Below are 24,100 nucleotides of genomic sequence, written 5' to 3'. Positions count from 1 at the left end.
ACTGGTGGATTTTTGAACAACCTTTCGCCAGATTTTTTTAACTGTGGTCAACAACACGTGAATTCCGGCACGGCCCCTGCATTGATTCAGGCACACGACAAGGTAATGCCGACCTATCTCGCACTAACAGGAAAAACTGCCGAACCAGAGCCTCTACCGCCTGTCAGACCGTCTAGGCTCAGACAACTCAAAGCTCGCTCGAGGTCTTATCGATGACTCAAGAACCACTTGTTCGCGAAGCAGAGGTGGCCGCATTCCGCGACGCCGTCTTGACCAAACTCACCTACGCGGTGGGCAAAGACCCGGATCACGCCTTCGATCACGACTGGTTCGAAGCCATTGCGCTGGCGGCGCGCGATCACATGGTCGAGCACTGGATGGACCACACCCGGCAAATCTACCGCAAAGGTCAGAAACGGGTTTATTACCTCTCCCTGGAATTTCTCATCGGCCGGCTGCTCTACGACAGCCTGAGCAACCTCGGCCTGCTCGACGTCGCCCGCGAAGCGCTGACTGAGCTCGGCGTCGACCTCGAACGCATCCGCTTGCTGGAGCCCGACGCCGCCCTGGGCAACGGCGGCCTCGGTCGTCTGGCGGCGTGCTTCATGGAAAGCATGTCGACCCTCGGCATCGCCGGCCACGGTTATGGCATTCGTTATGAGCACGGCTTGTTCCGCCAGGCGATTGTCGATGGCTGGCAGCAGGAACAGACCGAACACTGGCTGGATTTCGGCAACCCGTGGGAATTCGAACGGCCAGAAGTGGTTTACCCGATCGGCTTCGGCGGCAGCGTCGAAACCGTGACCGACTCAAACGGCAAGTCCAAGCAAGTCTGGTCCCCGGCGGAAACCGTGCGCGCCATTGCTTATGACACTCCAGTAGTCGGCTGGCGCGGGGCGAGCGTCAACACGCTGCGCCTGTGGCGTGCCCGTGCGATGGAAGATTTGCACCTCGAACGCTTCAACGCCGGCGACCACCTCGGCGCGGTCGCTGAAGTGGCGCGGGCGGAAAGTATCTCTCGCGTACTGTACCCTGCGGACAGTACCGAGGCCGGCCAGGAACTGCGTCTGCGCCAGGAATACTTCTTCGTCGCGGCATCTCTCCAGGATTTGCTGCGCCGTCATCGCAACATGCACACCTCAGTGCTGACCCTGGGCGACCACGCGGCAATCCAGCTCAACGACACTCACCCGTCCATTGCCGTGGCCGAGCTGATGCGCCAATTGGTCGATGTCTACGACGTGGCGTGGGACGCCGCGTGGCAGGTCACCGTCGACACGCTTTCGTACACCAACCACACGCTGTTGCCGGAAGCGCTGGAAACCTGGCCGGTCGGTTTGATGGAGCGGATGCTGCCAAGGCACATGCAGATCATTTACTTGATCAACGCCCAGCACATCGATTCGCTACGCGCCAAAGGCATCCATGATTTTGACGTGCTGCGCGCGGTATCGCTGATCGAAGAGGACAACGGTCGCCGTGTGCGCATGGGCAACCTGGCGTTTCTCGGCTCCCACAGCGTCAACGGCGTGTCCGGACTGCACACGCAACTGATGCGCAAAACCGTGTTCTCGGAACTGCACAAGCTCTACCCGGAGCGGATCAACAACAAGACCAACGGCATTACTTTCCGCCGCTGGTTGTATCAGGCCAACTCGGAATTGACCTCGATGCTGGTCGATGCCCTCGGCCCTGATCTGTTGGATAACCCGGAAGAGCGCTTGCTCGATCTGGAACCGTTCGCGGAAAAAGCCGCGTTCCGCAAGGCCTTCGCCGAACAGCGCCTGCACAGCAAAAAAGCGCTGGCGTACATCATTCACGAGCGCCTTGGGGTCGCGGTCAACCCGGCGGCGATGTTCGACGTGCAGGTCAAACGGATCCACGAATACAAACGTCAGTTGCTCAACTTGCTGCACACCGTCGCGTTGTATCAGGCGATTCGCGCCGAGCCGGAAATCGACTGGGTGCCACGAGTGAAGATCTTCGCCGGCAAGGCCGCCGCCAGTTATCACCAGGCCAAGCTGATCATCAAACTGACCAACGACATCGCCCGGGTGGTGAACAACGACCCGACCGTGCGCGGCTTGCTCAAAGTGGTGTTCCTGCCTAACTACAACGTCAGCCTGGCGGAGAGCATCATTCCGGCGGCGGATTTGTCCGAGCAGATTTCCACCGCAGGCTTTGAGGCGTCGGGCACCAGTAACATGAAGTTCGGCCTCAACGGCGCGCTGACGATTGGCACGCTGGACGGCGCCAACGTGGAAATGTGCGAGCGCATCGGCGCCGAGCACATGTTCATCTTCGGCCTCAGCGCGCAGCAGGTTGAAGCGCGCAAACAGAATCATGAGTTCAATGCGACGCCGGACATTGCCGCGTCCCATCGGCTCAATGACGTGCTGCAAGCGATTCGTGGCGGGGTGTTCTCGCCGGATGATCCGTCCCGTTACACCGGCTTGATTGACTCGCTGATCGACTACGACCGCTTCCTGGTCTGCGCCGATTTCGATTCCTACTGGGACGCGCAGATGCGTGTTGAAGCCCATTGGCACGATTCGAACGAGTGGTGGCGTTCGGCGGTGTTGAACACGTCCCGGATGGGCTGGTTCTCCTCGGACCGGACCATTCGCGAGTACGCGACGGATATCTGGAAAGCATTGGAGTAACTTTTAGCCACAAATGTGCGCAAGGTCCGACGGTTGTTGGACCTGGCCGATATACTAAGCACCAGTTTCACCGGGCGGTATGCATGGCAATCCATTGTGGGAGCGAGCCTGCTCGCGATGAGGCCCTGACATTCAATATCAATGCTGAATGTCAGGGCCTCATCGCGAGCAGGCTCGCTCCCACAGGTTTGTGTGGTTTCACACTAGACTCAGCCAAATGCTGCTTTCCCCGGATTCGCCCCGCAGCGGGGCCGCTTAGGGATATCGACCATGCAATGGATGTTCATGCTGATAGGGCTGGTGCTGGGCTGGATACTCGACGAGTCGTTCAGCGACGCGCTGTTGGGTGCGTTACTCGGGTTGGGTATCGGCCAGGCCATTCGCATCGGCCGTTTGGGTTCACAGGCGGCTGAACAGCGCGCTCTGCTGGAGCAGGCGCAGGTGGCGCTGAATGCGGTCCAGCAACGCCTGGCCACGCTGGAGGTGTCTGGCGTCAAGGCGCCTGAAACCAGCGAGCCACTTGCCGAGGAACCGCTTGCCAGCGAACCGGCCCCGTCCCCGGTATTCATTCTCGAAGAAGTCCCTGTCTCTACCCCGGAGATGGTCTGGGAACTCCCGCCCGAACTCGAACCGATCACCGCGACAGCGACGCAAACCAGCCGCCCGCTGCCCGACGATGCCTGGAAGTCCGAACCGGTTGCCCGCGAACCCGCCGTTCCGCGTGGCCCGAACTTCATCGAGCGCGCCATCAGCGGCGCCCGTAACTGGCTGTTCGGTGGCAACACCGTGCTGCGGGTCGGTGTGGTGCTGTTGTTCCTCGGTCTGGCGTTTCTGCTGCGTTATGCCACCGAAGGCATGGTGGTGCCGATCGAACTGCGTTACGCCGGGGTGGCGGCGGCTGCGTTGGCCCTGCTCGGTCTGGGCTGGTGGCTGCGTCATCGCAACACTAACTATGCGTTGATGCTGCAAGGCACCGGGATCGCCGTGTTGTACCTGACGGTGTTCGCGGCCATGCGTTTGCATCCGCTGCTTGATCCGACGGCGGCGCTCGGGCTGCTGGTGGCGGTGACGGTGTTCTCGGCCATTCTGGCCATCACTCAAGACTCGCTGGCACTGGCGTGCGCCGCCGCGTTGGGTGGTTTCGCCGCGCCGATCCTGACGTCCACCGGCGCCGGCAACCATGTCGCGCTGTTCAGCTATTTCGCCTTGCTCAACGCCGGCATTCTCACCATCGCCTGGTTCAAGGCTTGGCGGCTGCTCAACCTGATCGGCTTTGTCGGCACCTTCGGCATCGGTTTCGCCTGGGGCCTGCGCTCCTACACCCCGGAGCTGCTGTGGAGCACCGAGCCGTTCCTGATTGTGTTTTTCCTGATGTACCTGGCCATCGGGCTGCTGTTTGCACGGCGCAAGTTGCTGGAAATGAGCGACGCGCCCGAGGACGACAGCCGCGAGGCGCTGCTGCACTGGTCGGCGCGCAAAGGCGACTACGTCGACGGCACGATGCTGTTCGGCCCGCCGCTGGTGGGTTTCGGTTTGCAGTTCGCGCTGGTCCAGCATCTGGAGTTCGCTGCCGCTTTCAGTGCATTGGCGCTGGGCATGATTTACATGGGCATGGCCCGTTTGCTGATGGGTGGTCGAGCGTTGTTGCTGGCGGAAACCTGTCTGGCGTTGGGCGTGATCTTCGCCAGTCTGGCGATCCCGTTGGGGCTTGATGCGCGCTGGACAGCGGCCGCTTGGGCGGTGGAAGGCGCCGGGATTTTCTGGCTCGGATTGCGTCAGCAAAGACCGCTGGCGCGCGCCTTTGCATTGCTGCTGCAACTGGGTTCGGCGCTGGCGTTCCTCAGTGAGCTGCGGTTCGGCGAAAGCAGCCTGCTGGAAGGTGCACCGCTGGGCGCGTTGATGCTCGGCGTGGCGCTGCTGTTCAGTTTCTACCAATTGCGCAACGCCTTGCCTGAGCAGACGTTGGCGTGGGAGCGCAAAGGCTTGCCGGTGCTGGCCTGCCTCGGTTTGACCTTCCTCTATCTGCTGGCGCCGCTGTTCTTCTTTACCCATGGCACGGCGATCAGTTGGGCGCTGGCCGGTCTGGCGACGTTGTTTGTCGGTTTGCGTCTGCAATCGCGCACTTTCCTCTTCACCGCGTTCGCTGTGCAATTGCTGGGCGGCGCGTTGTTCCTGCTGCGGCTGCAAGGTGCGAGCGGTGAGTCTGGCGCGGTGTTCAGCGCCGGTTGGAGCGGATTGCTCAGCGCGTCGCTGATTGGTCTGGCGTTGATCGCCGGTATGTTGCTTGCTGCGCGCGATGACATGGTGCGCAGCGATGTTCGGCTGTTGCGCGGTTTGTCAGTGGTGTTGCTGGCCGGCCTGGTGCTGATCAACCTCGCTGTTCTGTTCGTGCTGCCGTGGCAAACCGCAAGTGCGGTGTGGGCGGCCAGTGGTCTGTTCATTATCTGGCTGAGCCTTTATCTGAAGCAGCGCGTGAGTTTCGTCTTCGGTCTGCTGTTGCAGGTGATTGGCGGGGCGGCGTTCCTGTTCGCCGGGCCGGACCTGCTGGGGCCGCTGGCCAGCGAAGGGTTGAAACCATTGGCGCATAGCGGATTCTGGACGCCGTTGGTGCTGGGGCTGGCGGCGTTGGTCGGCGCCTGGCGCTTGCAGCTCGGCAACCATGCATCGGCTTTCGATGTGCTGAGTTTGCAGCGTTTGTCTGAAGTGCTGCTGGTGTGGGGCGCGGGTTGGTGGGCGCTGGCGTGGATCAGTGAAGTGCTGCGCTTTGCACCGGTAAATCTTCAGGCGACGTTGCTGCTGACGGTCGCGGCGCTGAGCGTGGCGCTGTGGGCCGTGTTGGCGTTGCGCCTGAAATGGCCGTCGCTGGGTTTGCTCTGCACTTTGCTGATTCCTGCGGCGGGTGTGGTATTGCTCGGGGCATGGCACGCGCGTTACCACCCGGCGGCCGATGTCGGCTGGCTCGCCTGGGCGGCGGTGTTCGTCGTGCATTTCATCTCGTTGCGGCGTCTGGCGCCGATGCTCCCCGAGCGGTCTTTGAGCACCGCTCATGTGCTCGGCTGCTGGTTGTTGATCGGTGTACTGGCGCTGGAGTTGCGTTACGGCTTGCTGCTGTTGTCCGAGCAATACAACGCCTGGCGTTGGCTGGGTTGGGCGATTCTGCCGAGTGTTTATCTGGTGTTGATGGCCGCGCCGCGTACCTGGCCGTGGCCGGTGTCGGCTTATCCGCGCGAGTATCGACTGTACGCGGCGGCGCCGCTGGCCTTGCTCATGCTCGGCTGGTTCTGGCTGGCGAATATTGTCAGCGACGGCACCGCCGAGCCGCTGCCCTATGTGCCGCTGATCAATCCGCTGGAGTTGGGGCTGCTGTTTGCGCTGTTCGGCGTTTACGTGTGGGCCCGCAGCGCCGTGACGCAACTGGCGATCCGCAAGGACATCTTCGATCACGCCACGCAGCTGATTGCGGGTGTTTCGCTGTTCGCGTTTTTCACCGCGCTGGTGAATCGCACGGCTCACCATTGGGGCGGCGTACCGTTCGAGCTGGATTTGCTGCTCGCGTCGATGCAGGTGCAGGCCGGTCTGTCGATCGTCTGGACCTTGATGGCGCTGAGTCTGATGATCGGCGGCCATCTGCGCCATCGTCGTGAAGTCTGGCTGATCGGCGCGGCGCTGATCGGTGTGGTGGTCGCGAAACTGTTCTTTGTCGAATTGAGTAACCGTGGCGGACTCGCCCGGATCGTCTCGTTTATCGGTGTTGGCGTGTTGCTGTTGGTGGTGGGCTATTTCGCCCCGTTGCCGCCCAAGCGCGTCGATGCTGCGCCGGAATCTGAAAAACCGGCCCCGGAAACCGAAGGAGTGTCGTCTTGAGTCAGAAGCTGAACCTGGTCTGGTTGGGCGTTGTTGCGTTGGGCGTGGCGCTGTCGGCCAGCGCGCAGGAAAAACCGGCGGACTTCGCCACGCAAGTGCCGTTGACCGTGAGCGGCGAAGGTCCGTGGTATCGCCTCGAATTGCCCTTGGCCGTGCAACTGAATGCGCGACAAACCGACCTCAGCGATGTGCGCGTGTTCAACGCGGCCGGTGAGGCTCAGGCCTACGCCGTGGCGCGGGAGACCGCGAAAAACGGCGAAGCCCCCACCCTGACCGACGTGAAATGGTTCCCGTTGTACAACTCGGCGGACGCCACCGAGCGCGCGCCGAGTGTGCGGGTGCAATCGAGCGCCAATGGCACGCTGGTCGAAGTGCAGCCGTCGAGTCAGCTGGAGGTGGGCGAAGAAGTGCTGAGCGGCTGGCTGCTCGACGCCAGCGGCATCAAGGCACCGTTGCAGCAATTGATCCTCGACTGGACCAGCGAGCGCGATGGCTTCCAGCGTTTCAGCATCGAAGCCAGCGACGATTTGCAGCATTGGCAGTCGTGGGGTGACGGGCAGGTGGCGCGGCTGACGTTTGCCGACGAGCGGGTCGAGCAGCATGAGGTCGGCTTGCCGGGACAATCGGCGCGTTATCTGCGTTTGTTGTGGAACACGCCGCAATCGGCGCCGATATTGACCTCGGCGCAACTGCAAAGCGCCAGCACGCGCAGCCTGCCGCTGCCATTGGTCTGGTCGCAACCGTTGGCGGGCGCCAGCGTGAAGGCGGGAGAATACACCTGGCAATTGCCGATGGGATTGAACGTCGAGCGCGTGCAGGTCGAACTGAATCAACCGAACAGCCTGGCGCCGGTGACGTTGTCCGGTCGTCGGGAAAGCAGCCTGCCGTGGCAGCCGTTGAGCAGTGGTTTGCTCTATCGCCTGACCCAGAGTGGCCAGGACGTGGTGCAGAACGAATTGCAGTTGCCGGGGCAAACCGTGCAGCAGTTGAAGTTGACGGTGGACGAGCGCGGCGGTGGCTTGGGCGCCGAGGCGCCGACGGTGCGTTTCGCTGTGCGCTCGACGCAACTGGTGTTCCTGGCGCGCGGGGCCGGGCCTTATACGCTGGCGTTGGGCAATGCGACAGTGAAAGCGGCGAACCTGCCGCTGGCAACGCTGATTCCGGATTACAGCGCGGCGAAGTGGGCGGCGTTGGGCAGGGCGACGGTGGCGGGCGGAGTGGTAGAGACGCCGAGCTCCACACTCACATCCGTTGCACACGCTGAACCGAACTGGAAGAAATTCGGGTTGTGGGCGGTGTTGTTGCTGGGTGTTCTGTTTTTGGCGGCGATGGCGTTCAGCTTGTTGCGTAAACCTCCGGCCAATTCCTGAGAATGGCTGGCGCTGCGCGCCATTCGCGGGCAAGCCTCGCTCCCACATTGGAATGCGGTCAACTGTGGGAGCGAGCCTGCTCGCGATGACTGACTGTCAGGCAGCAAAAATCTCAAAACTGCCACCTGTCGCCGGCCCACATCCGGCCGGTTTCGATCTACGCTAAACCCGGCACATGAACTCTGTTGGACGTATCACGTCTGATAGGAGGAAATACGCCCCGACTCGCGTTAAACTGCGCGGGTTTTTAGCCCCCCATTCCACCGGAGCCTTCCATGTCCCGCGTTACCCTGAGTCGCTATTTGATTGAGCAGACCCGTAGCAACAACACCCCTGCCGATCTGCGTTTCCTGATCGAAGTGGTGGCGCGCGCCTGTAAAGAAATCAGCCACGCCGTCTCCAAAGGCGCCCTGGGTGGTGTTCTGGGCAGCATGGGCACTGAAAACGTCCAAGGTGAAGTGCAGAAGAAGCTGGACGTGATGTCCAACGACATCCTGCTCGAAGCCAACGAATGGGGCGGTCACCTGGCCGGCATGGCGTCCGAAGAAATGGACAATGCCTACCAGATCCCGGGCAAATACCCGAAAGGCGCGTACCTGCTGGTATTCGACCCGCTGGACGGTTCGTCGAACATCGACATCAACGCGCCGGTCGGTACGATCTTCTCGGTGCTGCGTTGCCCGAACGAATACCTGACCCAGAACGAGCCTTTGAACGAAAAGGCCTTCCTGCAGCCAGGCGCTCAGCAGGTTGCCGCCGGTTACGCGATCTACGGTCCACAGACCATGCTGGTGCTGACCTTGGGCAATGGCGTCAAAGGCTTCACCCTGGACCGTGAAATGGGCAGCTTCGTACTGACCCATGAAGACATCACGATCCCTGAGTCCACTCAGGAATTCGCGATCAACGCCTCCAACCAGCGTCACTGGGAAGCGCCGGTACAGCGTTACGTCAGCGAATTGCTGGCTGGCGATGAAGGCCCGTTGAAAAAGAACTACAACATGCGCTGGGTTGCCGCGATGGTTGCCGACGTGCACCGCATCCTGACCCGTGGCGGTCTGTTCATGTACCCACGCGACAGCCGCGAGCCGTCGAAGCCGGGCAAACTGCGCCTGATGTACGAAGCCAACCCGATGTCGTTCCTGGTTGAACAGGCGGGCGGCGCGTCCACCGACGGCCATCAGCGCATCCTCGACATTCAACCGGAAGGCCTGCACCAGCGCGTAGCAGTGTTCCTCGGTTCGAAAGAAGAAGTCGCACGCGTCACGGCTTACCACCAGGAGTAAACATGACCGCGCCCTGGCAGCCGTTGCTCGAATGGTGGTTCGGAAATTCCGAATCGTCGAACGAAGTAGCGGCTGAGAAGGGCAGGTTATGGTTCGGCAAGCACGACAGCCAGGACCTCGAAGCGCAGACGCGTTTCGGGGACTGGGTTGAGCAGGCACTGGCCGGCGGATTGACTGACTGGGCGCAACGCCCGGAAGGTTGGCTGGCCTTGGTGCTGCTGCTCGATCAACTGCCGCGAATGATCTTTCGCGAAACACCCAAATCCTTTTCCGGCGATCTCAGGGCTCAGGCACTGGTGGCGCAAGGCATTGCTGCGGATTTTGATCGGCAGTTGCGGCCGATTCAGCGGGTGTTCATCTATCTGGTGTTCGAGCACTGCGAGAATCTGGCGGTGCAGAATGAGGCCGTCTCACGCTATATCGATCTGGTGGCGCAACAGCCAGAGGGCGACCGGGCGCTGTTCGGCGATTATCTGAATTATGCCGAGAAGCATCAGCAGGTGATTGCGCGGTTTGGACGGTTTCCGCATCGCAATGCGGTGTTGGGAAGGGAGTCTACGGTTGAGGAGTTGGTGTTTCTTTCGCAGCCTGGGTCAAGGTTCTAAATCTTTATCGCGGCTGATGCCGTCATCGCGAGCAGGCTCGCTCCCACAGTGGATCTCCAGCGTTACGAAGATCCATGTGGGAGCGAGCCTGCTCGCGATGAGGCCCGTAAAAGCGCTTTAGATCCTGAAGCTACCGACCAATTGCTTAAGACGCGCCGCCTGCTGCTCCAGATCGGAACACGCCCGCAACGTCGATTGCAGGTTTTCCACCCCTTCCTGGTTCAGCGTGTTGATCTCGGTAATGTCGACATTGATCGACTCCACCACCGCAGTCTGCTCTTCCGTCGCCGTCGCCACGGACTGGTTCATCCCGTCGATCTCACCAATACGCTGCGTCACGCTACCCAGACGCTCGCCCGCCTGATTGGCGATGCCGACGCTGCTTTCACTCTGACGCTGGCTGTCGGTCATGGTGCTCACCGCTTCACGGGCGCCGACTTGCAGTTCCTCGATCATCTTCTGCACTTGCTGCGCCGAGTCCTGGGTGCGATGCGCCAGGTTGCGCACTTCGTCGGCGACCACGGCAAAACCGCGCCCGGCTTCACCGGCACGGGCGGCTTCGATGGCGGCGTTCAGCGCCAACAGGTTGGTCTGCTGCGAGATGCTGGTGATCACTTCCAGAATCTGCCCAATGTTCACCGTGTTGCTGTTGAGCGTCTCAATGTTGCCGCACGAATCGCTGATCTTCGCCGAGAGCTGCTGCATCGCCGCGATGGTTTTATCCACCACTTGCTGACCGTCTTCGGCCAAGGCGCGCGCGTCGCTGGAATGCTGCGAGGCGAGGGCGGCGTTCTGGGCGATTTCCTGGGCGGCGGCGCCCAGTTCATTGATGGCGGCGGCCACGCTGCTGGTGCGCGAGGCTTGCTGATCGGAGTTGAACATCGACGAGTTGGACGCGGCGACAACGCGCAAGGCGACTTCGTTGACCTGGCCGGTGGCCGAGGACACTTCGCGGATCGAGGTGTGAATCCGCTCGACAAAACGGTTGAACGAAGTACCCAGCGCGCCGAATTCGTCGTGGCCGTGAATGGTCAGGCGCTTGGTCAGGTCGCCTTCACCTTCGGCGATGTCATGCATGGCGCGGCCCATGGTCAGCAGCGGCTGCATCAGGAAGCTGATCAGCATGCCCAGCAGCGCGATGATGATCACCACCGCGATAACCATGGCGATGATCGCCGAGGTGCGGAACTCGCTGAGCATCGAGAACGCGGTGTCCTGATCCAGCACCAGCGCCACATACCAATCCGCCGACGGCACGCCGTTGACGTGGGTGAAGGAGATGAACTGGCGTTTGCCGTCGATCTCGACCTCTTTCATGCCCGGGCTGACTTGCGGCGCGCCGTTCGGGTAGGCCTCGGCGAGGTTCTTGAGCACCAGTTTGCTATCCGGGTGGATCAGGATCTTGCCGTCGGCGCTGACGATAAACGCATGGCCGTGACCGCCGAAGTTCAGCGAGTTGATGATCGCGCTGACGCTGGACAGGTCAATGTCGGCGCCGGCGACGCCGATCATCTGGTTCTGATGCTTCACCGGTGTGGCCACGGTGATCACCAGTTTGCCGGAGGACGCAGCGATGTACGGTTCGGTGACGATGGTCTGTTGCGCGCCGTTGGCCGCCTTGTACCAGCCGCGTGCGCGAGGGTCGTAATCGGCGGCGCGATTGCCGGCCGGAACCGAGAACATCACGCCGTCAGTGCCGCCGAAGTAGCTCAGCTGGAAATTGCTGGTGTAGGCCGGCAAGTCGATGGCGCGCTTGAGGCTGGCCTGGGCGCTGCCGTCCACGGCGATCTGTTGGGACAGCGATTGCAGCAGCTGGATGCGGCTTTCCAGCCAGGTTTGAATGTTGCTGGTGGTCAGGCTGCCGAGTTCCTGCATCGACGATTCGGTACTGCTGCGCAAGGTCTGGCGCTGGCGGTAGTCGTTGAAGAGGATGAAACAGGCGAATGCAACGGCCACCACGAGGGCAGCAGCCAACAAGATTTTGTGGCTGAACTTCATGTTTCTGGTCATTAAATGAACTACCGCGGAGGTGCTGGTCGACAAGGGGCGTCAATTTGCCACAGGAACGGGCTTTGCGCTGCTTTTATGTCGACTGAGCGGCGCCAAAGATTAGGCGAATTCTGTCAAAACCGACGAAATGCTCAACAACGCGAGAAAGTGGCTGATTTTTCGGCAAAAGGCAGACGAGCGGCCCGATAAATAGGCGCTCGGTCAGGGAACCAGACAGGGGTTTTCTCTTCTAAGCTTCAGCTTGGCTGTCATGCCATTCCCCTTTGTCCCAGGAGCTACACAATGTTGCTGCGTTCCATCGCCCTGCTTTCGTTCTGCGTGTTGCTGGCCGCGTGCGGCAAAATCAATCAGGAAAACTACTCCAAGTTGTCGACAGGCATGGCCAAGGCCGAGGTGGAAACCTTGCTGGGCAAACCTACCGACTGCGCGGGCGCGCTCGGCATGTCCAGTTGCACCTGGGGCGACAAGAACAGCTTTATCAGCGTGCAGTACGCCGGTGACAAAGTGTTGATGTTTTCCGGCCAAGGCCTGAAGTAAACCGGGGCGATATGCCCACGGGAGAAAAACAATGAAGCGGTTATTGATCCTCCTTTTTGCCAGCCTGGTATTGGCCGGCTGCGCCACTTCTGGTGAAAATCCGTTGGCGCCGAAAACGGTCAACAGCGTCAATCTCAAGAAGTACCAAGGGACCTGGTACGAGTTGGCGCGTCTGCCGATGTATTTCCAGCGCAACTGCGCGCAATCCGAAGCGCATTACACGCTCAAGCCGGACGGCAACATTCTGGTGCTGAATCGCTGCCTGACGGCGGATTGGCAATGGGAAGAGGCCAAGGGCACGGCTTATCCACAGGTGCCGGGCAAGACCGACAAGTTGTGGGTCGAGTTCGATACCTGGTTTTCGCGGTTGATACCGGGTGTGGCGAAGGGCGAATACTGGGTGTTGTTCGTCAGCGACGACTACAAGACTGCGATCGTCGGCGACCCGAGCCGTCGCTATCTGTGGTTGCTGTCGCGAACCCCGACGGTCAACGGTGTAGTGCGCGAAGAACTGCTGAGCAAGGCGCGTCAGCAGGGGTATGACACCACGCGGCTGATCTGGCGTGCGACGGATACGCAGATGGCCAAGACCTCCAACTGATCACGCACCCTTTGTAGGAGCCGGCTTGCCGGCGATGGGGCCGTCATGTTCAACATCACTGTTGACAGACAGTCCGCCATCGCCGGCAAGCCGGCTCCTACAAGGGTTTGTGTCAGCCGAGGAGATCGCGCAGGACTTGGGTGAACGCGCGGTTACTTTCCTCTTCCCCGGCATGTCGCCCATCGCGCACAACCCATTGGCCATTGACCAGCACATCGCGCACCTGGCGATCGCCGCCGGCAAACAACCAACGATTGATAATCCCGTCTCCACTGGCGGTCGCCAGGTACGGATCGTTGCCGTCCAGTACCAGCCAATCTGCCCGTTTGCCAACTTCCAGTGCACCGATCGGCTGCCCCATCGCCTGCGCGCCGCCGTCGAGTGCTGCGTCGTACAGCGTACGGCCGACCATCGGCTGATCCGCGCCATACAACCGGTTACGCCGCTGATCTCGCAGGCGCTGGCCGTATTCCAGCCAACGCAATTCTTCCACCACGCTCAGCGACACATGGCTGTCAGAACCGATGCCCATGCGCCCACCTTGAGCGAGGAAGTCCACCGCCGGGAAAATCCCGTCGCCGAGGTTGGCTTCGGTGGTCAGGCACAAACCGGCAATGGCGCGACTCTTGGCCATCAGCGTCACTTCTTCCGGGTTGGCGTGGGTCGCGTGGACCAGGCACCAGCGTTGGTCGACTTCGGTGTTTTCGTACAGCCATTGCAGCGGACGGCGACCGCTCCAGCTCAGGCAGTCGTCGACTTCCTTCTGCTGCTCGGCGATGTGAATGTGCACCGGGCACTGCTTGTCGCTGGCCGCCAGCACTTCGCTGATCTGCTGCGGTGTTACCGCACGCAACGAGTGGAAACACAGACCCAGCGATTGGGCCGGTTGCTGCGCCAGGATCGGCTGTAAGCGCGACTGGAGCTTGAGGTAGTTTTCAGTGCTGTTGATAAAGCGACGTTGGCCGTCGTTCGGCGTCTGGCCGCTGAAACCGGAATGGCTGTAGAGCACCGGCAGCAGGGTCAAACCGATGCCGGCGGAGCTGGCCGCCTGGCTGATGCGTAGCGCCAGTTCGGCCGGATCTGCATAGGGTTGGCCGCTTGTGTCGTGGTGCACGTAATGAAATTCCGCCACCGAGGTGTAACCGGCCTTGAGCATTTCGATGTACAGCTGCCGGGCGATTACGCCGAGTTGATCCGGGCTGATTTTTCCGACGAGACGGTACATCAAATCGCGCCAGGTCCAGAAACTGTCGTTCGGATTACCGGCCACTTCCGCCAACCCGGCCATCGCTCGCTGGAACGCGTGTGAGTGCAGATTCGGCATGCCTGGCAGCAGCGGACCGCTTAGCCGTTCGGCACCATCTGCGTGGGAATCGGCCTGGATATGGGTCAAAACGCCGTCGGCGCTGACCTCAAGACGTACATTGTTGGCCCATCCACTAGGCAGCAGCGCGCGTTCGGCAAAGAAGGCGGACATGGTTCAGCACCCCATCGTGTGTTATTTGTATATACATATACAGACGTTTGCCTGCCCGGTAAACTCCGGCAAGCTAGCAACCTCTCTTCAACGAACAAGGATTAACCGTGCCGACTCCGCCTGCAGTGTCACCGTTGGCCGCGAACATGGGCGACAGTCCGGCGCCCTTGTACGCCCGCGTCAAACAGATGATCACCCAGCAAATCGACAGTGGAAACTGGCCGCCGCACTACCGCGTTCCGTCGGAAAGCGAGCTGGTCAGCCAACTCGGTTTCAGCCGCATGACCATCAACCGCGCGTTGCGCGAGATGACTGCCGACGGTCTGTTGGTGCGTATGCAAGGCGTCGGCACGTTCGTCGCCGAACCGAAAAGCCAGTCCGCGCTGTTCGAAGTGCACAACATCGCCGACGAAATCGCCTCCCGTGGCCATCGCCATACCTGCAAGGTCATTACCCTTGAAGAAGAGGCCGCCGGTTCCGAGCGCGCCCTGGCGCTGGACATGCGTGAAGGTCAAAAAGTCTTCCACTCGCTGATCGTGCATTTCGAAAACGATATTCCGGTGCAAATCGAAGACCGTTTCGTCAACGCGCTGGTCGCCCCGGACTATCTCAAGCAGGACTTCACCCTGCAAACGCCTTACGCCTATCTGAACCAGGTCGCGCCGCTGACCGAAGGCGAACATGTGGTCGAGGCGATTCTGGCCGAGGCCAGCGAGTGCAAGTTGCTGCAGATTGAGAAAGGCGAGCCGTGCCTGCTGATTCGTCGCCGCACCTGGTCTGGCCGTCAGCCAGTGACCGCCGCCCGTTTGATCCACCCTGGTTCTCGTCATCGTTTGGAAGGTCGGTTTCATAAATGAGTCGGATAAAGGTTTTACGTGCCGTTGATTACCCGCGCATGCCGTGGAAAAACGGCGGCGGCAGCACTGAAGAAATCACTCGCGATGCGGGTACTGGCCTGGATGGTTTCGGTTGGCGCCTGTCGATTGCCGATATTGGTGAGTCGGGCGGGTTTTCCACCTTCGCCGGTTACGAGCGCATCATCACCGTGCTGCAAGGCGACGGCATGACCTTGTCGGTTGATGGCCAGAACACGCGGCCGTTGTTACCGCTGGACCCGTTTGCCTTCAGCGGTGAGAGCCACGTTGCCTGCACACTGCTCGGCGGGCCAATTCGCGATTTCAACCTGATTTATGCGCCGCAGCGTTACAGCGCACGGTTGCAGTGGCTGGACGGTGAGCAACGGTTTTTCAGTTCGGCGGGCACGGTGTTGGTGTTCAGTGTCGGCGAGGCGCTGGCAGTGCAGGTCGGTAACAACACCCAGCAATTGGGTCGCCATGACTGCCTGCAACTCGACGGTAATAATGGCCTGCTGGAAGTCTTCAGTGTCGGCCCGTGCTGTGTGGTCGAGCTGACTGCACGCTGATCCAAATTCCTTTCGCGGGCAAGCCTCGCTCCTACAGTGGACCGCAGATCCCCTGTAGGAGCGAGGCTTGCCCGCGAAGCTTTTCGCTACTTGAACGCGTTTCCCATCGCGCACCAACTTGTTACCGAACGCCCCAGCGTGGCGCAAAACCCCGCTCAAGTAACAAGCCATCACCCCTTCGAAAAATCCCCCCGAAAAATTTCATCTCCCGCAGAACCCTTGATCTACAGGCTTCTCAGCCCCTAAACAATTTTTCTTGAACACCCATCCAACAAGTTGGCCGCTTGATTGCATATGCTTGTATGTACAAGTAAAGACGTATGCGTATGAGTCGATCGAGACTCTCCGCAGCGTCCACTGATTCGCTTGTGTCGCGTTGACGCGCACAGGCTGGCTTGCCCACCGCCAGGGTTGGTTTGAATTGATCGCTGAGGAGTCTTTTTCGTGACTGACAATACCCAGAAACCTACTAAGTTTCGTGACGTTGAAATCCGTGCCGCCCGCGGTAATAAGCTGACCGCCAAGAGCTGGCTGACCGAAGCGCCGCTGCGCATGCTGATGAACAACCTCGACCCGGAAGTCGCCGAGAACCCTAAAGAGCTGGTGGTTTACGGTGGTATCGGTCGTGCGGCGCGTAACTGGGAATGCTACGACAAGATTGTCGAAAGCCTGACCAACCTGAACGAAGACGAGACCCTGCTGGTGCAATCCGGCAAGCCGGTCGGCGTGTTCAAGACCCACAGCAACGCCCCGCGCGTACTGATCGCCAACTCCAACCTGGTGCCACACTGGGCGAGCTGGGAACACTTCAACGAACTCGACGCCAAAGGCCTGGCCATGTACGGCCAGATGACCGCCGGCAGCTGGATCTACATCGGCAGCCAGGGCATCGTTCAAGGCACCTACGAAACCTTCGTCGAAGCCGGTCGCCAGCACTACAACGATGACCTCAAAGGTCGTTGGGTCCTGACCGCAGGCCTGGGCGGCATGGGCGGCGCTCAACCTCTGGCTGCAACTTTGGCCGGCGCTTGCTCGCTGAACATCGAATGCCAACAGGTCAGCATCGACTTCCGTTTGAACAGCCGCTACGTCGACGAGCAAGCCAAAGACCTCGACGACGCTCTGGCTCGCATCGAGAAATACACCAAGGAAGGCAAAGCGATTTCCATCGCCCTGCTGGGTAACGCCGCTGAAATCCTGCCGGAACTGGTACGCCGCGGTGTGCGCCCGGACATGGTCACCGACCAGACCAGCGCCCACGACCCGCTCAACGGTTACCTGCCGGCCGGCTGGACCTGGGAAGAGTACCGCGCTCGTGCCAAGACCGAGCCTGCTGCCGTGGTGAAAGCCGCCAAGCAATCGATGGCCGTACACGTTAAAGCGATGCTGGATTTCCAGAAAATGGGCATCCCGACTTTCGACTACGGCAACAACATCCGTCAGATGGCCCAGGAAGAAGGCGTGGAAAACGCATTCGACTTCCCAGGCTTCGTACCGGCTTACATCCGTCCGCTGTTCTGCCGTGGCATCGGCCCGTTCCGTTGGGCTGCACTGTCGGGCAACGCCGAAGACATCTACAAAACCGACGCCAAGGTCAAAGAACTGATCCCGGACGACGCCCACCTGCACAACTGGCTGGACATGGCGCGCGAGCGCATCAGCTTCCAGGGTCTGCCGGCACGTATCTGCTGGGTTGGCCTGGGTCTGCGCGCCAAGCTTGGTCTGGCGTTCAACGAAATGGTACGCAGCGGTGAATTGTCCGCGCCAATCGTGATCGGTCGCGACCACCTGGACTCCGGTTCGGTGTCGAGCCCGAACCGCGAAACCGAGTCGATGCAAGACGGTTCCGATGCCGTGTCCGACTGGCCACTGCTCAACGCCTTGCTCAACACCGCGAGCGGCGCGACCTGGGTTTCCCTGCATCACGGCGGCGGCGTCGGCATGGGCTTCTCCCAGCATTCCGGCATGGTGATTGTCTGCGACGGCACTGACGAAGCGGCCGAGCGTATTGCCCGCGTTCTGCACAACGACCCGGCCACCGGCGTTATGCGTCACGCCGATGCGGGTTACCAGATCGCGATCGACTGCGCCAAGGAACAAGGGCTGAACCTGCCGATGATTACCGGTAAATAAAACAGCCTTCGGCACTACGCAAAACCTGTAGGAGCGAGGCTTGCCCGCGAAGGCGTCTTTACTGACCCACCGCGGTTCGCGGGCAAGCCTCGCTCCTACAGGGGGATATACCAACCCGGAAGAACAATCCACAGAGGTTGAATCATGGCTGTTAACAACGATCGTGCAGGCAGCAAACCGTTGATCGAGAAACGTTCGATCGACTACATCCCGGAAGCGGAAAGACACGGTCGTCTGTTCAGTCAGTTCACGCTGTGGATGGGTGCCAACCTGCAAATCACCGCGATTGTCACCGGGGCCCTGGCCGTGGTGCTGGGCGGTGACGTGTTCTGGTCGTTGATCGGTCTGTTGATCGGTCAACTGCTCGGCGGCGGGGTGATGGCGCTGCACGCTGCGCAAGGGCCCAAGCTTGGCCTGCCGCAGATGATCTCCAGCCGTGTGCAGTTTGGCGTTTATGGCGCGGCGATCCCGATCGTGCTGGTGTGCCTGATGTACCTGGGCTTCACCGCAACGGGTACCGTGCTGTCCGGCCAGGCGCTGGGCCAGTTGTTTGGCGTCAGTGACACCGTCGGTATCCTCATCTTCGCCAGTGTCATCGTGCTGGTCACGGTGCTGGGCTATCGGGTGATCCATTGGATTGGCCGTATTGCCAGCGTCATTGGTGTGATTGCCTTCGTTTACCTGTTCAGTCGTTTGATGAGCCAGACTGACGTTGGCGCACTCCTGCAAATCCGCCACTTCAGCTGGAGCAGCTTCCTGCTGGCGGTGTCGCTCGCGGCGTCCTGGCAGATCGCCTTCGGTCCTTACGTGGCTGACTATTCACGCTACTTGCCGAGCAAGACTTCCTCGGTGAAAACCTTTTTCGCCGCGGGTGCAGGTTCGGTCATTGGCGCGCAGGTGGCGATGATCCTGGGCGTGTTTGCCGCCGCTTCGGCCAATGGGCAATTCGCCGGTCACGAAGTGGCCTACATCGTGGGTCTGGGTGGTACCGGTGCCACCGCTGCGCTGCTGTACTTCAGCATCGCGTTCGGCAAGGTCACCATCTCCACGCTGAACTCCTACGGCAGCTTCATGTGCATCGCGACCATCATCAGCGGTTTCCGTGGTGACCTGAAAGTAACGCGCTTGCAGCGTCTGCTGTTTGTGCTGGTCATCGTGGGTACGGCGACCCTGATGGCGTTGCTCGGTCAGCACTCGTTCCTCGGTGCGTTCAAGTCCTTCATCCTGTTCTTGCTGGCGTTCTTTACCCCATGGAGCGCGATCAACCTGGTGGACTACTACTGCATCACCCGTGAGCGCTACGACGTGCCGGCGCTGTCCGATCCGAACGGTCGTTACGGTCGTTGGAACTTTCTGGGTATCAGCGTCTATGTTTTCGGTGTGCTGGTGCAGCTGCCGTTCATCTCCAGCAAGTTCTATACAGGTCCGCTGGTGGCCGCTCTGGGTGATGTGGATATCTCCTGGATCATCGGCCTGGTGATTCCCGCCGCCCTGTATTACGTGTGTGCAAAAAAATGGCACGGCACAGTGCCCGATCAACTGATCCTGCCGGTCGAGCGGGACGTTATTACCGAACAAAAGCTGAATGTCGGTCGCGCTGCGGCGCAGGCCTGATTGGACGTGGACAGGGCTGGATGCCTCTTGACTGCCGTAAGCCAATTCATGATTAGGAGCGTCACAACAATGAAATCGAACAAGACCCTGCTGACCACATTGCTTTCTATGGGCCTGCTGGCCAGCGCCGGCGCCACTCAGGCAGCCGGTTGGTGCGAATCGGGCAAACCGGTGAAATTCGCCGGCCTGAACTGGGAAAGCGCCATGCTCCTGACCGACGTGCTGCAAGTCGTGCTGGAGAAAGGCTACGACTGCAAGACCGACAGCCTGCCGGGCAACTCCATCACCATGGAAAACGCCCTGAGCAGCAACGACATTCAAGTGTTTGCCGAAGAGTGGGTCGGCCGCAGCGAAGTCTGGAACAAGGCCGAGAAGGCCGGCAAAGTCGTCGGTGTCGGCGCACCAGTCGTGGGCGCAGTCGAAGGCTGGTACGTGCCGCGCTACGTGATCGAAGGCGACGCCAAGCGCAAACTGGAAGCCAAGGCGCCGGACCTGAAAAACATTGCCGACCTGGGCAAGTATGCCGCCGTGTTCAAGGACGCCGAAGAACCCGCCAAGGGCCGTTTCTACAACTGCCCGGCGGGCTGGACCTGTGAGCTGGACAACAGCGAAATGCTGAAAAGCTACGGCCTGGAAAGCAGCTACACCAACTTCCGTCCGGGCACCGGCCCGGCACTGGATGCCGCAGTGCTGTCGAGCTACAAGCGTGGCGAGCCGATCCTGTTCTACTACTGGTCGCCAACGCCGCTGATGGGTCAGGTTGACCTGGTGAAACTCGAAGAGAAGCCGGGCGTGGACAAGCGCGTGACCATCAAGGTCGGCCTGTCCAAGACCTTCCACGAGCAAGCCCCGGAACTGGTGGCCGTGCTGGAAAAGGTCAACCTGCCGATCGACCTGCTGAACCAGAACCTCGGGCGTATGGCCAAAGAGCGGATCGAGTCGCCAAAACTGGCCAAGATCTTCTTGAAGGAACATCCTGAAGTCTGGCACGCATGGGTGAGCGAAGACGCAGCCAAAAAGATCGACGCGGCCTTGTAGGTTGAGCTTTTCCGACTGCCGTCAGCGGCAGTCGGATGCTTGATCGCAACCCCTTGATTGAGAGTCTCTTATGTTTCCCGAAAGCTTTACCTTTTCCATCGCCGACTGGGTCAACGGTTGGGTCGATTCGCTGGTCACCAACTACGGCGATGTGTTCCGCAGCATCTCCGACACCCTGTTGTGGGCCATCGTCAATCTTGAAGGGCTGCTGCGTGCGGCGCCCTGGTGGCTGATGCTGGCAATCGTGGCGGGCGTTGCCTGGCACGCGACCCGCAAGGTCGTGACCACCTCCGTGATCGTCGGTTTGCTGTTCCTGGTGGGCGCGGTCGGCCTCTGGGACAAGCTGATGCAGACCCTCGCGCTGATGATGGTCGCGACGGTCATTTCGGTGCTGATCGGCATTCCGCTGGGCATTCTCTCGGCACGCAGCAATCGCCTGCGTTCGGTGCTGATGCCGTTGCTGGACATCATGCAGACCATGCCGAGCTTCGTGTACCTGATCCCGGTGCTGATGCTGTTCGGCCTGGGCAAGGTCCCGGCGATTTTCGCCACCGTGATCTACGCCGCGCCGCCGCTGATCCGCCTGACTGATCTGGGCATCCGCCAGGTCGACGGTGAAGTGATGGAAGCGATCAACGCCTTCGGTGCCAACCGCTGGCAGCAACTGTTTGGCGTGCAATTGCCGCTGGCCCTGCCGAGCATCATGGCCGGGATCAACCAGACCACCATGATGGCCCTGTCGATGGTGGTAATTGCCTCGATGATCGGTGCCCGTGGCCTGGGTGAAGATGTGTTGGTGGGGATTCAGACCCTCAACGTCGGACGCGGCCTTGAAGCCGGTCTGGCGATCGTGATTCTGGCAGTGGTGATCGACCGCATTACACAGGCGTACGGTCGTGCACGGCATGAGGTGAGCAAATGAGCAACGCAGCCATCAGCAAGATCGAAGTCAAAAACGTCTTCAAGATTTTCGGTAACCGCTCCAAGGAAGCGCTGGGCATGATCGGCCAGGGCAAGACCAAGGATCAGGTGCTGGCCGAAACCGGCTGCGTGGTCGGTGTGAACGACCTGTCGTTGAGCATCGGTAGCGGCGAGATCTTCGTGATCATGGGCCTGTCCGGTTCTGGTAAATCGACCCTGGTGCGCCACTTCAACCGCCTGATCGACCCGACCAGCGGCGCGATCCTGGTGGATGGCGTGGACATCCTGCAATACGACATGGAAGCCCTGCGCGAATTTCGTCGTCGCAAGATCAGCATGGTGTTCCAGAGCTTCGGCCTGTTGCCGCACAAGACCGTGGTGGACAACGTCGCCTACGGCCTGAAAGTGCGCGGCGAGAGCAAGCAGATGTGCACCGAACGCGCGCTGCACTGGATCAACACCGTGGGCCTCAAGGGCTACGAAAACAAATACCCGCATCAGCTTTCGGGCGGCATGCGTCAGCGTGTGGGCCTGGCACGTGCGTTGGCGGCGGACACCGACATCATCCTGATGGACGAAGCCTTCAGTGCGCTCGATCCGCTGATTCGCGCCGAGATGCAGGACCAGTTGCTGGAGCTGCAAAAGACCCTGCACAAGACCATCGTCTTCATTACCCACGACCTCGACGAGGCCGTGCGCATCGGCAACCGCATCGCGATCCTCAAGGATGGCCGCCTGATTCAGGTCGGCACCCCGCGAGAGATCCTGCATTCGCCGGCGGATGAGTATGTCGACCGGTTCGTACAGCGGCGGGCGGCGGTGGTTTAAAGGTTTGCGGCGTTTGTGCCGGCCCCATCGCGAGCAGGCTCGCTCCCACACCTGTAGGAGCGAGGCTTGCCCGCGAAGGCGCCGGTGAAGCTGCATCAATATTCAGGTTGTACGGTTGAGGTTAATGATGTCCCAGGCTGAAAAAATCGTTATCGCCGATGCCCCGCTGCGTTGGCAGGATGTGGTCGCGGTAGCCCGTCACGGCGCACAACTCGAGCTGTCGGCCCAGACCTGGGCACGCATCGACAATGCCCAGGCGATCGTCCAGCGCATCGTCACCAGCGGCGAACGCGCCTATGGCGTCAACACCGGTCTGGGCGCGCTTTGCAACGTTTCGCTCAAAGACGAACAGCTCAGCCAACTGTCGCGCAACACCTTGCTCAGCCATGCCTGTGGCGTCGGCGCTCCACTGGCCGACGAGCAGACCCGCGCGATCATGTGTGCAGCGATCCGCAACTACTCCCAGGGCAAATCCGGCATTCACCGGCAAGTGGTCGAAGCCTTGCTGGCGCTGCTCAATCGGGGCATCACCCCGCAAGTGCCGTCCCAGGGTTCGGTCGGTTACCTGACCCACATGGCGCACATCGGCATCGCACTGCTGGGTGTCGGCAATGTCAGCTATCGCGGGCAGATTGTTTCCGCTCAACAGGCGCTGGCTGAAGAAGGCCTGCAACCTGTTCAACTCGGCGCCAAGGACGGTTTGTGCCTGGTCAACGGTACGCCGTGCATGAGCGGCCTCAGCTGCCTGGCGATTGCCGATGCGACGCGCCTGCTGCAGTGGGCCGACGTGATCAGTGCCATGAGCTTCGAAGCCCAGCGTGGCCAGATCGCTGCGTTCGACGCCGAGATCATCGCGCTCAAACCGCATCCGGGCATGCAACAGGTCGGGATCAACCTGCGGGCGCTGCTCGATGGCAGCGAAGTGATTGCCAGCAGCAAAGGCATTCGTACGCAGGATGCGCTGAGCATCCGGTCGATCCCGCAAGTCCACGGCGCCGCACGGGATCAACTGACCCACGCGATTCAACAGATCGAAACCGAGCTTAACGGCTGCACCGACAACCCGTTGCTGCTGGGCACACCGGACAACTTCCGCGTCATGTCCCAAGCCAACCCGCACGGTCAGTCCGTGGCCCTGGCAGCTGATTTGCTGGCCATCGCCATGGCCGAAATCGGCTCCATCGCCGAACGACGTCTGGACCGTTTGATCAACCCGCACGTCAGCGGTCTGCCGGCGTTCCTGGTGGCCAATCCGGGGGTGAACTCCGGGATGATGATCGTGCAATACGTCGCCGCTTCGCTGTGTGCGGAAAACCGCCAGTTGGCGCAACCGGCGGTGCTCGACAACTACGTCACTTCCGGCTTGCAGGAAGACCACCTGAGCATGGGCACCAACGCCGCGCTGAAGCTGCATCGCGCGCTGGAAAACTGCACGCAGATCCTCGCCATCGAGTACCTGCTGGCGGCCCAGGCTTTTGAGTTCCTCAAAGAGCAACGCTTCGGCGCCGGCACCGATGCGGCGTGGCGTCTGCTGCGTGAGCGTGTTCCGGCCTACGACCAGGATCGCTGGCTTGCACCGGACATCGCCGCCGCTGCCAGCGTATTGAAAGACTCGAATTTGCTGCACAAGGCTTTACCGAATCTGAACTGATTTCCACACAACACCAACGTGCCAAGGCGCGGCTCCCAAAAAGCGAGTCGCGACGGACAACGGATATCTCCGGAGCGTC

At 60.7% G+C, this 24,100-nt stretch carries 17 protein-coding genes and 1 pseudogene; 15 read left to right on the top strand and 3 right to left on the bottom strand.

The window, feature by feature from the left end:
- The first annotated feature begins 212 nt into the window (after nucleotides 1-212).
- The 5 genes from KGB24_RS14870 to KGB24_RS14850 all read left to right on the top strand — a co-directional run bounded on the left by KGB24_RS14870 (nucleotide 213) and on the right by KGB24_RS14850 (nucleotide 9,788).
- Nucleotides 213-2,663, top strand: a complete 2,451-nt coding sequence (locus KGB24_RS14870) for a glycogen/starch/alpha-glucan phosphorylase (RefSeq protein ID WP_008028030.1) — start codon at nucleotides 213-215, stop codon at nucleotides 2,661-2,663.
- Nucleotides 2,664-2,933: 270 nt separating this feature from the next.
- Nucleotides 2,934-6,527: a DUF2339 domain-containing protein gene (locus tag KGB24_RS14865; protein ID WP_223415482.1), complete on the top strand. Its 3,594-nt coding sequence runs from the start codon at nucleotides 2,934-2,936 to the stop codon at nucleotides 6,525-6,527.
- The gene (locus tag KGB24_RS14860) at nucleotides 6,524-7,897 is read left to right on the top strand and encodes a DUF3999 domain-containing protein (RefSeq protein ID WP_223415483.1); all 1,374 of its coding nucleotides are present in this window, start codon (nucleotides 6,524-6,526) and stop codon (nucleotides 7,895-7,897) included. Before KGB24_RS14865 ends, KGB24_RS14860 begins: the two co-directional genes overlap by 4 nt.
- Nucleotides 7,898-8,172: 275 nt before the next feature.
- On the top strand, nucleotides 8,173-9,183 hold the full coding sequence (locus KGB24_RS14855; RefSeq protein WP_008028035.1) for a class 1 fructose-bisphosphatase: 1,011 nt from the start codon (nucleotides 8,173-8,175) through the stop codon (nucleotides 9,181-9,183).
- A 2-nt stretch (nucleotides 9,184-9,185) separates the two neighbouring features.
- The gene (locus tag KGB24_RS14850) at nucleotides 9,186-9,788 is read left to right on the top strand and encodes a DUF924 family protein (RefSeq protein ID WP_223415484.1); all 603 of its coding nucleotides are present in this window, start codon (nucleotides 9,186-9,188) and stop codon (nucleotides 9,786-9,788) included.
- Nucleotides 9,789-9,905: 117 nt separating this feature from the next.
- Here KGB24_RS14850 and KGB24_RS29430 read toward each other — a convergent pair whose 3' ends face one another.
- Nucleotides 9,906-10,670 (bottom strand): methyl-accepting chemotaxis protein, encoded by a 765-nt coding sequence (locus tag KGB24_RS29430; protein WP_411736650.1) that lies wholly within the window; start codon nucleotides 10,668-10,670, stop codon nucleotides 9,906-9,908.
- Nucleotides 10,671-10,763: 93 nt separating this feature from the next.
- Nucleotides 10,764-11,786, bottom strand: a pseudogene (locus tag KGB24_RS29425) (cache domain-containing protein); the annotation flags it as partial.
- Nucleotides 11,787-12,080: 294 nt separating this feature from the next.
- On the opposite strand from KGB24_RS29425, the gene KGB24_RS14840 reads away from it, so the two are divergent.
- Together KGB24_RS14840 and KGB24_RS14835 are read left to right on the top strand one after the other, a co-directional pair.
- Nucleotides 12,081-12,335, top strand: a complete 255-nt coding sequence (locus tag KGB24_RS14840) for an outer membrane protein assembly factor BamE (protein WP_223415486.1) — start codon at nucleotides 12,081-12,083, stop codon at nucleotides 12,333-12,335.
- Between the two features lie 31 nt (nucleotides 12,336-12,366).
- Nucleotides 12,367-12,936: a lipocalin family protein gene (locus KGB24_RS14835; protein ID WP_192417185.1), complete on the top strand. Its 570-nt coding sequence runs from the start codon at nucleotides 12,367-12,369 to the stop codon at nucleotides 12,934-12,936.
- 112 nt (nucleotides 12,937-13,048) lie between these two features.
- Here the strand turns inward: KGB24_RS14835 and KGB24_RS14830 are convergent, their stop codons facing one another.
- The gene (locus KGB24_RS14830) at nucleotides 13,049-14,413 is read right to left on the bottom strand and encodes a formimidoylglutamate deiminase (RefSeq protein WP_223415487.1); all 1,365 of its coding nucleotides are present in this window, start codon (nucleotides 14,411-14,413) and stop codon (nucleotides 13,049-13,051) included.
- A 146-nt stretch (nucleotides 14,414-14,559) separates the two neighbouring features.
- Here KGB24_RS14830 and hutC point away from each other — a divergent pair, with 146 nt between their 5' ends.
- The 8 genes from hutC (at nucleotide 14,560) to hutH (ending at nucleotide 24,021) form a co-directional block, all read left to right on the top strand.
- Entirely contained in the window at nucleotides 14,560-15,270 is a 711-nt protein-coding gene (hutC, locus tag KGB24_RS14825) for a histidine utilization repressor (protein WP_172435301.1), read from the top strand.
- Nucleotides 15,267-15,836 carry a HutD family protein gene (locus tag KGB24_RS14820; protein ID WP_223415488.1) on the top strand — a complete coding sequence of 190 codons (570 nt, stop codon included), beginning with the start codon at nucleotides 15,267-15,269 and terminating at the stop codon, nucleotides 15,834-15,836. Before hutC ends, KGB24_RS14820 begins: the two co-directional genes overlap by 4 nt.
- 444 nt (nucleotides 15,837-16,280) lie before the next feature.
- Complete coding sequence (gene hutU, locus KGB24_RS14815; RefSeq protein WP_192226835.1) at nucleotides 16,281-17,969, top strand: urocanate hydratase; 1,689 nt, start codon at nucleotides 16,281-16,283, stop codon at nucleotides 17,967-17,969.
- Between the two features lie 144 nt (nucleotides 17,970-18,113).
- Nucleotides 18,114-19,583, top strand: a complete 1,470-nt coding sequence (locus tag KGB24_RS14810; protein ID WP_223415489.1) for a purine-cytosine permease family protein — start codon at nucleotides 18,114-18,116, stop codon at nucleotides 19,581-19,583.
- A gap of 69 nt (nucleotides 19,584-19,652) precedes the next feature.
- Nucleotides 19,653-20,621 carry an ABC transporter substrate-binding protein gene (locus KGB24_RS14805; RefSeq protein ID WP_008025265.1) on the top strand — a complete coding sequence of 323 codons (969 nt, stop codon included), beginning with the start codon at nucleotides 19,653-19,655 and terminating at the stop codon, nucleotides 20,619-20,621.
- 70 nt (nucleotides 20,622-20,691) lie between these two features.
- Nucleotides 20,692-21,543, top strand: a complete 852-nt coding sequence (locus tag KGB24_RS14800) for an ABC transporter permease (RefSeq protein WP_008025264.1) — start codon at nucleotides 20,692-20,694, stop codon at nucleotides 21,541-21,543.
- Nucleotides 21,540-22,370 carry a glycine betaine/L-proline ABC transporter ATP-binding protein gene (locus tag KGB24_RS14795; RefSeq protein ID WP_008036590.1) on the top strand — a complete coding sequence of 277 codons (831 nt, stop codon included), beginning with the start codon at nucleotides 21,540-21,542 and terminating at the stop codon, nucleotides 22,368-22,370. The genes KGB24_RS14800 and KGB24_RS14795 overlap by 4 nt, the downstream gene beginning before the upstream one ends.
- 127 nt (nucleotides 22,371-22,497) lie before the next feature.
- Nucleotides 22,498-24,021 carry a histidine ammonia-lyase gene (gene hutH, locus KGB24_RS14790; protein ID WP_223415490.1) on the top strand — a complete coding sequence of 508 codons (1,524 nt, stop codon included), beginning with the start codon at nucleotides 22,498-22,500 and terminating at the stop codon, nucleotides 24,019-24,021.
- Nucleotides 24,022-24,100: the final 79 nt, after the last annotated feature.

Origin of the sequence: Pseudomonas sp. BF-RE-25 (assembly GCF_019956105.1) — a bacterium.
Classification (GTDB): domain Bacteria; phylum Pseudomonadota; class Gammaproteobacteria; order Pseudomonadales; family Pseudomonadaceae; genus Aquipseudomonas; species Aquipseudomonas migulae.
The sequence above is the reverse complement of the archived record's forward strand: the minus strand, read 5'-3'. Positions and strand labels throughout refer to the sequence as shown.